Here is a 12032-nt window from a genome sequence, read left to right as displayed (position 1 = left end):
GGCTTTGCTCCGTTTCACGCGCCCCTAGGGCGAGCCGGGAGGACCCTCCCCGCAACTGCCCGGAAGGAACCCTACATGCCTGTCTCCGTTGCCGTAGCGGCTGTGACCTTTGACCGCCCCGGAGAGCTAGCAGTCCTGCTCGACGCCATCAACAAGCAATCCATGCCCGTGGACACGGTTTGCCTCGTGGACAGCGGAACCGTTCCTTCGCGGGAGCTTGCGTCAAGCCATCCAAAGGTGGATTACGTCCGCTCGGAGGCGAACCTGGGTGGCGCGGGCGGCTTCGCCCTTGCGATACTCAAGGCGGTGGCCAGCGGCGCCGAATGGGTCTGGATCATGGACGATGACGCCGAACCCGGCGATCCGGCCTGTCTCGAAACCCTGGTTCGCGAAGCTGAGGCCCGTGGACTTGATGCAGTCGTTCCGCTTGTCGTAGCCCCCGGCCACCCGGACAAGCTTTCCTTCTTCTTCCGGATTGACGGCAAAGTGACCCACGAGCGCGCCGAAGTCGAGAAGGCGGGGTTCCTGCCCGACGTCGGGCACTTCTTCAACGGTGCGCTCATCCGTTCCAATGTCTTTTTCAAAGTCGGAGTGCCGGATGTCCGGCTGTTCATCCGGGGCGATGAGGTGGACTTCATGATCCGCCTCAGGAAAGCCGGGATACGCTTCGGTACGGTTGCGACGGCGTGGATCACCCACCCGCACGCGTTCTCCGAAACAAAGCACGTCTTCGGCGCGCGCTGGCACGTGATCGTGCCGGATTCTGCCTTCAAGCGCTACTTCTACTACCGCAACCGAGGCTACTTGATCCGCCGCTACCGCCGCGGCAAGTCGATGGTAGCCGACGTCGGAGGCTACTTGGGCTACTTCCTCCCCCGCGGTGACTTCCGCGGGCTCGCCGAATGGTTCAGGGCATTCTCCGCCGGTTTGCGGGAAAAGGGCTTCGGCCCGCTGGAGGACCAGAAGTTCTAACGGCCCACCGGGCGCGGCGTGCTGTTCCTGCGGGAGAGCCGACGGCGGACCAGCAGCCCGAGGAGCACCCACGGCTCACCGAAGACCCGGTAAGCGACGCGTCCCGGATGCAGGACGAGCCGCCAGGCCCATTCGAGCCCGAGACGGCCCAGCCAGCGTGGAGCGAGCTTCTGGAGGCCCGCCAGCTGCTCGATGGCGCCGCCGACCGTGCAGTAGACCGCAGGCGGAAGCTCGTCCAAGCGGCGGTGCAGGACCGATTCCTGCAATGGCATTCCAAGGCCAAGAAGCACGAGCTGCGGACGGAATTCCGCGAGCCAGGCGACGGCGGCCTCTTCGCTGGCATCGTTCCAATTCTCACCAGGCCGCCCGGAGACCTCGGCGCCGGGCACGATTTTGCGGAGGCGCTCCACCGTCTTGCTGTTGGCCTCGGGGCCGGCGCCCACGACGGCGATCCGGCGGAGTCCTTCGACGCCGCCGAGCGCCGGCACCCAGTCAGTGGATCCCAAACGGTATTCCATCAATCCCGCGCCATCGTCTCTTGAGCCTGTGCGGCGTCCTAGTCCCCAGAGCATGGCGACAGGCGCACCATCCATGAGCACCACATCGCTGCGCTCATAGAGGCGGCGGAAATCCGGGCTCGAATGAAACAGCGTGACACTGTGCAGATTGTGTCCAAGGACTACCTTGGTGGTGCCGTCCGAAACGTACCCGCTGATGGCCTCGATAAGTTCGTCGGCGCATAGTGCGGTGACGTCTACGTCCAGAAGGGGAACACGATCCCGGACCAGGCTCATTCGGCCCTGGTCTCCGTGTGGACAGCAGTCCCGGCTTGGTCCCCCGGGGCCGTTTCTGTCTCAGGCGCCGATTCAGTTTCAGTCGCCGGTTCAGTTTCAGGCACGGTTTCGGGCGCCGGTTCAGGTTCAGGCGCGGTTTCAGGCGCCGGTTCAGGTTCAGGCGCGGTTTCCCCGAGGGCCAACACTCCGGGCACAATTTCGCGAAGGCGTTCCAGGGAAATCGCACCATCGCGGACCACACGGAGCGGCGGGGTGGTGGCGTCGACAATCGTGGACGCCACGGACTCGGTTCCCTCTACAGGCCGGAAGCCGCCCTCAAGGTATACCTCGACCGATTCAGCAAGCTGGGTCCTCGCCTCGGAGGCTGTCTGCGCTGCCGGCTGACCGGTGCGGTTTGCCGAGGACACCGCCAGCGGGCCGGTGCGGTTCAGCAATTCAAGCGCAATTTCGTCGTCGGGCATGCGCAGGGCCACGGTTCCGCGGGTCTCCCCCAGGTCCCAATCCAGGGACGGCTGGGCGTGGAAGATCAGCGTCAGGCCGCCGGGCCAGAAGGCTTCTGCCAGTTTGCGGGCTTCTTCCGATACATCGGTCGCCAGCCCGTCCAGCGCGTTGAGCCGCGGGATCAGCACCGGGGGCGGCATATGGCGGCCGCGGCCTTTCGAGACAAGCAGCATGGTCACGGCTTGCGGCGAGAAGGCGTCGGCGGCAATGCCATAGACGGTGTCCGTCGGCATGACGACACACTTTTTCTCGCTGATGGCGCGCTGCGCATGCTCCAGGCCTTCGGCGCGTTGTTCCTCTGACGTGCAGTTGTAGCTTGTGGTCACAGCGCTATTCTTTCATTCCCGGGAGGCAGCGGTTGCCAATACTGCGCTCGTGGCACGTTCCTTGCCGTTGAGATCGAGGTGGGTGGCGACTTCCGTCCAGCAGCCGGCGGCCTTCAGATGCGCCGAAATCCACCCTGCCTGCACCTCAGCGTGCTCCATCACGAAGTAGCCGCCGCTCTTGAGGAGCCGGGCAGCCGAAGCAGCAGCCGCCGTCGGAAGCTCCATTCCGTCCGCTCCCCCGCCGTAAAGCGCCTCCGGCGGATCGTGCAGTGCCACTTCAGGTTCGTTCGGAATTGCTTCAGCCGGGATGTAGGGCGGATTGGAAACGACGACGTCGAAAGTTCCGTCGTGTTCGGGCAAGGCATTCCTGAGGTCGCCTTGAACGAGCTTCACCCCGAGGGGCTTCAGGTTCTTCGCGGCCCAGGCATGGGCGAACGTGCTGAATTCGACGGCGTGGACCTCGGCTCCGGGCACTTCGTGGGCGATCGAGGCTGCGATGGCGCCGGAGCCGGTGCCAAGATCAACCACTTTGGGGTGCTCGAGTCCCTGGAGGTGGTCGATGACAAGCTGGACGACGGATTCCGTTTCCGGCCGCGGAATGAACACGCCCGGGCCCACGGCGAGCGTGAGGTAGCGGAAGTGCGCGACACCGGTGATGTGCTGGAGCGGAACGCGCTGGGCGCGCTCGGCCACCAAGTCCGCGTAGCCTTCCGGGGCGGCGGAATCGCCAAGCAGCATGGCGCGCAAGCGGCCGAGGCCGACACCCAGGAGATGTTCCGCGAGGAGTTCCGCGTCCACGCGCGGAGTGGGGACTCCGGCGTCGGACAGGATGGTTGTTGCCTCGCGGACTGCGTCCGCGAGGCTTTGGCCCGGAAAGAGCGTCATGAAGTTCCTTGCAGGCTGTTACTCGCCCAGGGCATCCAGGCGCGACTGTTCATCCATCTCGATGGCCGATTGGATGACCGGTTCCAGGTCACCATTCATGACGGCGTCGAGATTGTAGGCCTTGTAGCCGGTACGGTGGTCGGCAATCCGGTTTTCCGGGAAGTTATACGTACGGATGCGCTCCGAACGGTCCATGGTGCGGATCTGCGACTTGCGCTGAGCCGAGTTCTCGGCGTCGATCTGTTCCTGCTGGTGGGCAAGGATTCGGGCACGGAGGACGCGCATGCCGGCTTCGCGGTTCTGGAGCTGGGATTTTTCGTTCTGCATGGCCACCACGATGCCCGTGGGCAAGTGGGTGATGCGGACTGCCGAGTCCGTCGTGTTGACGGACTGGCCGCCGGGACCCGAGGACCTGTAGACGTCGATCTTGAGGTCGTTCTGGTTGATTTCGAGCTCTTCTGGCTCATCCACTTCGGGGAGCACGAGTACGCCGGCCGCGGAAGTGTGGATGCGGCCCTGCGACTCGGTGACAGGGACACGCTGGACGCGGTGCACGCCGCCTTCGAACTTCAAGCGGGCATAAACGCCCTCAGCGGGATCGTTCGAGTTGCCCTTGACGGCCATCTGGACGTCCTTGTAGCCGCCCAGATCCGATTCCGTGGCCGAGATGAGTTCGGTCTTCCAGCCGCGGGACTCCGCGTAACGCATGTACATGCGCAGCAGGTCCCCGGCGAAGAGCGCAGCTTCGTCACCGCCCTCGCCGCCTTTGACCTCAAGAATGACGTTGCGCGCGTCGTCGGGATCGCGAGGGATCAGCAACCGCCGCAACTTCTCCTGTGCTGCCGGAAGCTTCGCCTCGATTTCGTCTACCTCGGCGGCAAATTCGGCGTCCTCGGAAGCCATTTCCTTGGCTGCTTCGAGATCGTCCATGAGCCCGCGCCAACGGTTGTACGCCTCAACGATGCCCTGCAACTGGGCAGAGCGCCGCCCCAACTTGCGGGCCAAAGCCTGGTCGGCATAAACGGCAGGATCACTCAACTGCGCCTGGATAGCAGCATGCTCATCAAGCAATCCCTGTACGGACTCAAACATTTCAAAACCTCTTTCGACTTCTACAAGTCTAATAACCGCAACGCGGGGTCACTTACGGCCCATCCAGGCCCCCGGCACGGGCCGTAAGTGACCCCGCGTTGCAACGGGAAGGGGCGGGGGCGGAACATCCGCGCGGAATCAACCGCACGAACGAACCAGCACCCGCCCCTAAAACAGCTATTTGTCGTTATCCGACTTGGCTCCAAGAGTCGTCTTCTGAACCTGCATGAGGAACTCGACGTTGCTCCCGGTCTCCCGGATCTTGTTGGTCAAGAGTTCAAGGCTCTGCTGGGTCTCGAGTCCGGACAGAACGCGGCGCAGCTTCCACATGATCTTGACTTCTTCTGCCGAAAGCAGGTTCTCTTCGCGACGGGTACCCGAAGCGTTGACGTCCACGGCCGGGAAGATGCGCTTGTCCGCCAGCTGGCGGGACAGGCGGAGCTCCATGTTGCCCGTGCCCTTGAACTCTTCGAAGATGACTTCGTCCATCTTGGAACCGGTCTCCACGAGCGCGGTTGCCAGGATGGTGAGCGAGCCACCGTTCTCGATGTTGCGCGCAGCACCGAAAAAGCGCTTCGGCGGGTAGAGCGCAGCGGAGTCGACGCCACCGGACAGGATACGGCCGGAGGCCGGTGCTGCCAGGTTGTAGGCGCGGCCCAGGCGGGTCATGGAATCCAGGAGGACCACCACGTCCATGCCCATTTCCACGAGGCGCTTGGCGCGTTCGATGGAAAGCTCGGCAACCGTGGTGTGGTCATCGGCGGGACGGTCGAAGGTAGAGGCAATGACCTCGCCCTTGACGGTGCGCTGCATGTCCGTGACTTCTTCGGGACGTTCGTCGACGAGCACCATCATGAGGTGGACCTCAGGATTGTTGGTGGTGATCGCGTTGGCGATGGACTGCAGGATGAGCGTCTTGCCGGCCTTGGGCGGGGAGACGATCAGCCCACGCTGGCCCTTGCCGATCGGGGCCACGAGGTCGATGACGCGCGGGCCGATCTTCTTGGGATCCGTTTCGAGGCGCAGGCGCTCGGACGGGTACAGCGGGACGAGCTTGGCGAATTCGACGCGGTCCTTGAGCTCTTCGGGCGTCTTGCCGTTTACCGACGTGACGCGGACGAGCGCGTTGAACTTCTGGCGCGCGGTCTGCTGGCTGCGGTCCTCGCCGTCACGCGGGGCGCGGATTGCGCCGACGACGGCGTCACCCTTGCGCAGGTTGTACTTCTTGACCTGGGCGAGGGACACGTACACGTCGTTGGCACCCGGCAGGTAACCGGAAGTGCGGATGAACGCGTAGTTCTCGAGTACATCCAGGATGCCGGCAACCGGCAGCAGGACGTCGTCCTCGGTGACCTCGACATCGTCGACGTCCGGTCCCTGGCCGCGGCCGCGGCGGCGCTCATTGCGGTCGCGGAAGCGGTCGCTGCGGGTGTTTCCGTCGCGGTTGTCACGGTTGTCCTGCGGACCCTGGCGGTCGTTGCGGTCGCGGCGGTTCCGACGATTGCGGCGGTTGCCGGTGTCATCGCCCTCGTTCGTGTCTTCACGACGCGTACGGGTGTTGTCACGGCGTTCGCGCTGGCCGGGTTCGCCGGCTTCGACCGAAGCCTGCTCGCCCTGGCGCGGCTGCGCCTGACGCTGCTCGGCCTGGCGCTGCTCGGGCTGACGCTGTTCTACGCGGGGTTGTTCGGCCTGGGGCTGCTCGGCAGCGCGGGTCTCACCGGCTTCACCGGCCTCCGCAGGAGCGGCCTCGCCACGACGACGGTTCCGCGTGCGCGGCTGGCGGCGTTCGCCGGCGGCCTCGCTTGCTTCGGCGACGGGAGCGGCAGGAGCCTCGACGGCGGGAGCCTCCGCGGTTTCCGCGGCGGCAGGAGCGGCCACAACACCATCGCTAGTGGCGCGACGGCTTCGGCCACGGCCACGTGCCCGGGTGCCGTCCTGTGCAGGAGCTTCGGTGGATACTGCGGCAGGTGCCTCAGAGGTCTCAGCTTCCGGGGCTGCAGGCGCGGCTTTTGCTGCCACGGCCTTGGCCGCGGTGGGAGCCTTGCTGGTGGTAGCACCGGCACGGTGGGCCGAAATAGCCGAGACCAAGTCCCCCTTGCGCATCCGGGATCCGCCCGAAATGCCCAGCTGACTGGCCAGAGCCTGGAGCTGCGCGAGCTTGAGGCCTGCAAGGCCGCTGCTCTTGGCGGTTGCGGCCGTTGATTCAGCTGCAGAAGATGTTGTGTCCACAACTGAAGCCAGCTCAGTGGTTTCTGTCACGAAGGATCCTTCCCCCTCGACGGCGTCCAGACCTAGAGCTGGACGCGATGATTTGTTCTGGACTGCAGTTCAGATCTGCAGCCGTGATTTCGGTCTTGCCGGTTTAGTTTCAGCAGGGCCGGATACTAATACGTCTTCGATGCTCCGGCGGGCGGGGCGCGGGCTGACGGTTCGGGTAACAGAAAGGGTTCTGTGGCACCTGCGACAGGCCGATAAGGAGACGACACCGGCAGACTTCGACACAGTAGGAGACGGGAACGGCATTTAGCCGGGATCCAATGTCAGGGAACTGCCCGCGGTTCTACCGCCGGTGCAAGTCCACTCTAGCACCTTCAACGTCCACTGCCAGTGTCATCACGCGCCAGGCAACGTCCGGAGTGTTGTCCGCGGTGAACGAGTTAATCAATTCGGCAATCGCCCCGGCTTCGTCCGCGCCGTTGGCCAATGCCAGAACTGTGGGCCCCGCTCCCGAAACAACAGCTGCATGGCCCGCAGACCGCAATGCCGTGATCAGCGCCGCGCTTGGCCGCATTGCCTCTGCACGGTAGCTCTGGTGCAGGTAGTCCTCGGTTCCGGGAAGCAGGAAACGGGGGTCTGCCGTCAACGCGTGGATCAGGAGCGCCGCGCGTCCTGAGTTCATCGCTGCTGCGTGGTGGCCGATGGAAGCAGGCAGCAAACCTCTGGCGGTTTCGGTTGACAGTTCGTAGTCAGGCACGGCCACGATGGGAATGACGGACGGGACCACTTCTGCACGGGTGCTGCTGTACTGCTCGCTGTCCTGCCATGACAAGGCCAGTCCGCCGAAAATCGCGGGTGCGACGTTGTCCGGGTGCCCTTCCATCTCGCTCGTGAGCTGCAGGACCCACTCGCGGTCACGCTGGGCGGATTCGGGCACCAAGGCGTTGGCTGCGGTAACAGCGGCAACTACTGCCGACGCCGAGGAGCCAAGTCCGCGGCCATGCGGGTTGACGTTGTCCGCGGTGATCTTGAGACCGCTGTGCCGGAAACCGAGTCGTTCCAAGGCCGTGTTGAGGGCGCGCACCACCAGGTGGCTGGCATCGCGAGGGAGGGTGTCGGCTCCCTCACCGGAGAGCTCGAACTCGAGCTCTCCGGTGGTGAGTGTTTCGACAGTCAGGGTGTCGTAGATCGACAATGCCAGGCCGAGGCTGTCATAGCCGGGGCCCAGGTTGGCGCTGGTACCCGGGACCCTGACGGTCAGCTGCTGGCCTGCCGCGACAAGCTTGAGACCGGTCGCGGTGGGCTGCGTGGTTTCCACTCTTAGTTTTCTTCCAGTCCCAGTTCGGATGCCACAGTCACGACGTCGTTCGGCACCTTGACCGGCTGGACCTCGCTGCCGTCTTCGGTGCGGAGAGCCCACTGCGGGTCCTTGAGTCCGTGTCCGGTGACGGTGATGACGATCGTCTTGCCGGTGGGGACCTCGCCTGCGGCGTGCTTCTTGATGAGGCCGGCTACGCCTGCCGCGGAACCGGGTTCGACGAAGACGCCTTCCTTGGCGGAGAGCCAGCGGTGGGCATCGAGGATTTGCTCGTCGGTCACGGCGTCGATGAAGCCGCCGGATTCATCACGTGCCGCGATGGCCGTGTCCCAGGATGCCGGGTTTCCGATGCGGATGGCCGTGGCGATCGTGTCCGGTTCGGTGATGGGGTGGCCTGCCACGAACGGTGCCGCGCCTGCTGCCTGGAATCCCCACATGGCCGGCGTCTTGGTGGAGACAGCGGGAAGGGTGCCGGCGGTTGCGGACTCGAAGGGCGCGGAGTACTCCTTGTAACCCTTCCAGTACGCGCTGATGTTGCCCGCGTTGCCCACCGGGAGGACGTGGATGTCCGGAGCGTCTCCGAGGGCGTCGACGATTTCGAAGGCGCCGGTCTTCTGGCCCTGGATGCGCGCCGGGTTGACGGAGTTCACGAGGAACACCGGGTAGGACTCGCCGAGCTTGCGGGCGATGTCCAGGCAGTTGTCGAAGTTGCCGTCCACCTGCAGGAGCGTGGCGCCGTGCGCGATCGCCTGGCTGAGCTTGCCCATGGAGATCTTGCCTTCGGGGACCAAAACGGCACACTTCAGCCCGGCGGCCGTGGCGTAGGCCGCGGCCGAGGCCGAGGTGTTGCCCGTGGAGGCGCAGACAACGGCCTTGGCGCCTGCTTCGACAGCCGCCGTCATGGCCATCGTCATGCCGCGGTCCTTGAAGGAACCGGTGGGGTTCATGCCCTCCACCTTCAGGTACACAGTGGACCCGGTGAGTTCGGAGAGCTTCTGCGCGTGAACGAGGGGCGTACCGCCCTCGCCGAGGGTAATGACCTTCGTGGCTTCCGTTACAGGCAAACGATCAGCGTATTCGCGGATTACTCCGCGCCATTGGTGAGCCACTTAGACCCCTTCTACCCGCAGGACGGATGTCACAGAATTGATGACGTCCAGGCCCTTGACGGCCTCGACGGTCGCCGCGAGTGCGGCTTCGGATGCGCGGTGGGTGACGATCTTCAGCTCGGCCGACTCAACCTTCGAGGCGGCGTCGCGGTGGATCGTCTGGCGCATGATTTCAATCGATACGCCGTGCTCCGCAAAGATGTGGGTGATCCGGGCCAGCACGCCGGCCTGGTCGGCAACGTCGAGGCCGATGTAGTAGCTCGTGGTCGAAGCATCGATCGACAGCGCGGGCACGTAGCCGGTGGTTGTCTCGGTACGACCGGGACCGCCAAGCACCACCCGGCGCGCCGCTGAGACGAGATCGCCCAGGACGGCAGACGCCGTCGGTGTTCCGCCGGCGCCCTGGCCGTAGAACATCAGCTCGCCGGCGTTCTCGGCCTCGATGAAGACGGCGTTGAATGCACCGCGAACGGCTGCAAGCGGATGTTCGCGGGGCAGGAGGGTGGGGTGGACCCGGACTGAAATGCCGCCGTCGCCGTCTGCATTGGTGATCTTCTCGGCGATGGCCAGCAGCTTGATGACGAAGCCTGCTTCCTTCGCGGCAGCAATGTCGGCTGCGCTGACCTTCGTGATGCCTTCGCAGTAGACGTCTTCGAGGGCGAAGCGCGTGTGGAAGGACAACGACGCAAGGATGGCGGCCTTGGCCGCGGCGTCATGGCCTTCGATGTCGGCAGTCGGATCGGCTTCCGCGTATCCGAGCCGTTGGGCCTCGGCCAGCGCGTCAGCGAACTGCGCACCGGTGCTGTCCATCTGGTCGAGGATGAAGTTGGTGGTGCCGTTCACGATGCCCAGGACCCGGGTGATGCGGTCGCCGGAGAGGCTGTCGCGGATGGGGCGCAGGATCGGAATGGCTCCGGCGACGGCGGCCTCATAGGAGAGCTGGACGCCGGCCTTGTCGGCCTCTTCGTAGAGCGTGGGGCCATCCTGTGCCAGGAGCGCCTTGTTGCCGGTCACGACGCAAGCGCCGTTCTGCATGGCGGTCAGGATGAGCGAGCGGGCGGGCTCGATGCCGCCCATGAGTTCGATCACCAGGTCGGCGTCCTTGACCAGGGTGTCTGCGTCGGTGGTGAACAGATCGCGCGGCAATTCGACGTCGCGCTCTGAATCAAGGTTTCGCACGGCGATGCCGGACAGCTGCAAGCGTGCGCCGGTGCGGGCCGCAAGGGCGTCGGCGTCGTCAAGGAGAATCCGCGCTACCTGGGCTCCCACGTTGCCACAGCCCAGCAGGGCCACCTTCAGGGTTCGCACTTCAGACATTCGCCACTCCCATGTCGCGGTTCAAGAGATCTTCTTCGGTTTCCCCGCGGACGATCAGCCGGGCGGATCCATTGCGCACAGCGACAACGCCAGGCCTGGCCAGATAGTTGTAGTTGCTTGAGAGGGCCCAGCAGTAAGCGCCGGTTCCCGGTACAGCGAGCAGATCACCGGCTGCCACGTCTTCGGGCAGATATACATCTCTAACAACTATGTCGCCGCTCTCGCAATGTTTGCCCACTACTCGGGACAGTTGCGGGGCGGCGTCCGAGGTCCGGGAGGCGAGAATGGCCGAATAATCCGCGTCGTACAGCACCGGACGGGCGTTGTCGCTCATGCCGCCGTCCACCGACACATAGCGGCGCGGGAACGTAACGTTTTGGTTGCCACCGGCATCTACAGGCGCGGCTACAGGCGCGTCCACGCGAACGGTTTTCAGCGTCCCCACCTCGTACAAGGTGAACGTGCTGGTGCCCACGATTGCGCGGCCCGGTTCGATCGAAATGCGCGGCGAGGTGATGCCCAGCTCAGCGCACTTGGAGCGTACGACGGCGGCCATCGCCTGCGCGATTTCGGCAGGCGGGCGGGGGGTGTCCACCGGAGTGTAGGCGATGCCGTAGCCGCCGCCCAGGTCCAGTTCCGGCAGGACGATGGAGTACTTCGTCTGCATCGCGGCGAGGAATCCCAACAGCTTCACGGCTGCCAAGGCGAAGCCGTCAGGCTCGAAGATCTGCGAACCGATGTGGCAGTGCAGGCCCAGGAGTTCCACATTGGAGTACGAGGTGGCCGCAGCGACGGCTTCCTCGGCGGCCGAGAGGCCGGCTGACTCCGTGGTATCCCCGGCCATGGAAAGACCGAATTTTTGGTCTTCGTGGGCCGTGGCGATGAATTCGTGGGTGTGGGCGTGGACGCCGGGAGTCAACCGCAGCATGACCTTCGCCGTCTCACCGCGGACGGAGGCAATCTTGGCAACCCGCTCAAGCTCATCGAGGCTGTCCACCACGATGCGTCCGAGCTTCATGTCCAGTGCCCGGTTGATCTCGGCATCGGACTTGTTGTTGCCGTGCAGCCCCAAGTTGGCGCCGTCGATGCCGGCGCGGGCCGCGACGGCAAGCTCGCCGCCTGAGCACGTGTCCAGCCGCAGGCCTTCCTCGGCCACCCAGCTGGCCACGGCAGTGCACAAGAAGGACTTTCCGGCGTAGTAGACGTCCACTCCCCCGCAAATGTCCTCAAAAGCTGCATCAAAGGCATCCTTGAAGGAGCGGGCGCGGGCACGGAAATCGCCCTCGCTCATGACGAACAGCGGGGTGCCGAACTGCGCCTTGAGCTCACTGACGGGAACGCCGTCAACGGTGAGTTCGCCGTCGTCGTTCCTTCGGACGCCTTCGGCCCACATCGGCGAGTGAAGCGCGTTCACGTCCTCCGGCAATGTGAGCCATTCGGGGGCAAGGGGTGAGGCTGCGGCGTTGTTGGGGCTCTGCTGCACGGTATTGGGCTCGCTCAC

10 protein-coding genes are annotated in these 12032 nt (G+C 64.8%); 1 reads left to right on the top strand and 9 read right to left on the bottom strand.

The window, feature by feature from the left end; translation table 11 throughout:
• Positions 1-75: 75 nt before the first annotated feature.
• A complete protein-coding gene (locus ABEA18_RS22145) occupies positions 76-972 on the top strand; it encodes a glycosyltransferase (RefSeq protein WP_345452831.1) in 897 nt (298 codons plus the stop codon).
• On the opposite strand, the gene ABEA18_RS22140 is transcribed toward ABEA18_RS22145, so the two are convergent.
• The 9 genes from ABEA18_RS22140 to lysA form a co-directional block, all read right to left on the bottom strand.
• Positions 969-1766 carry a WecB/TagA/CpsF family glycosyltransferase gene (locus ABEA18_RS22140; RefSeq protein ID WP_345452829.1) on the bottom strand — a complete coding sequence of 266 codons (798 nt, stop codon included), beginning with the start codon at positions 1764-1766 and terminating at the stop codon, positions 969-971. The two genes, ABEA18_RS22145 and ABEA18_RS22140, sit on opposite strands and share 4 nt — an antisense overlap.
• Entirely contained in the window at positions 1763-2593 is an 831-nt protein-coding gene (locus tag ABEA18_RS22135) for an L-threonylcarbamoyladenylate synthase (RefSeq protein ID WP_345452827.1), read from the bottom strand. Before ABEA18_RS22135 ends, ABEA18_RS22140 begins: the two co-directional genes overlap by 4 nt.
• A 12-nt stretch (positions 2594-2605) precedes the next feature.
• Complete coding sequence (prmC, locus tag ABEA18_RS22130) at positions 2606-3478, bottom strand: peptide chain release factor N(5)-glutamine methyltransferase (RefSeq protein WP_345452825.1); 873 nt, start codon at positions 3476-3478, stop codon at positions 2606-2608.
• 18 nt (positions 3479-3496) lie between these two features.
• Positions 3497-4570: a peptide chain release factor 1 gene (gene prfA / locus ABEA18_RS22125; protein WP_028264759.1), complete on the bottom strand. Its 1074-nt coding sequence runs from the start codon at positions 4568-4570 to the stop codon at positions 3497-3499.
• Between the two features lie 177 nt (positions 4571-4747).
• Entirely contained in the window at positions 4748-6829 is a 2082-nt protein-coding gene (gene rho / locus ABEA18_RS22120) for a transcription termination factor Rho (RefSeq protein ID WP_345452823.1), read from the bottom strand.
• 301 nt (positions 6830-7130) lie between these two features.
• On the bottom strand, positions 7131-8105 hold the full coding sequence (gene thrB, locus ABEA18_RS22115; RefSeq protein ID WP_345452821.1) for a homoserine kinase: 975 nt from the start codon (positions 8103-8105) through the stop codon (positions 7131-7133).
• A gap of 2 nt (positions 8106-8107) precedes the next feature.
• Positions 8108-9214 carry a threonine synthase gene (gene thrC, locus ABEA18_RS22110; RefSeq protein WP_345452819.1) on the bottom strand — a complete coding sequence of 369 codons (1107 nt, stop codon included), beginning with the start codon at positions 9212-9214 and terminating at the stop codon, positions 8108-8110.
• Complete coding sequence (locus tag ABEA18_RS22105; RefSeq protein WP_345452817.1) at positions 9215-10531, bottom strand: homoserine dehydrogenase; 1317 nt, start codon at positions 10529-10531, stop codon at positions 9215-9217.
• Entirely contained in the window at positions 10524-12032 is a 1509-nt protein-coding gene (lysA, locus tag ABEA18_RS22100) for a diaminopimelate decarboxylase (RefSeq protein ID WP_345452815.1), read from the bottom strand. The genes ABEA18_RS22105 and lysA overlap by 8 nt, the downstream gene beginning before the upstream one ends.

The organism is Arthrobacter gyeryongensis (assembly GCF_039543785.1).
Classification (GTDB): domain Bacteria; phylum Actinomycetota; class Actinomycetes; order Actinomycetales; family Micrococcaceae; genus Arthrobacter; species Arthrobacter gyeryongensis.
This window is presented reverse-complemented; position numbering and strand designations above follow the sequence as displayed.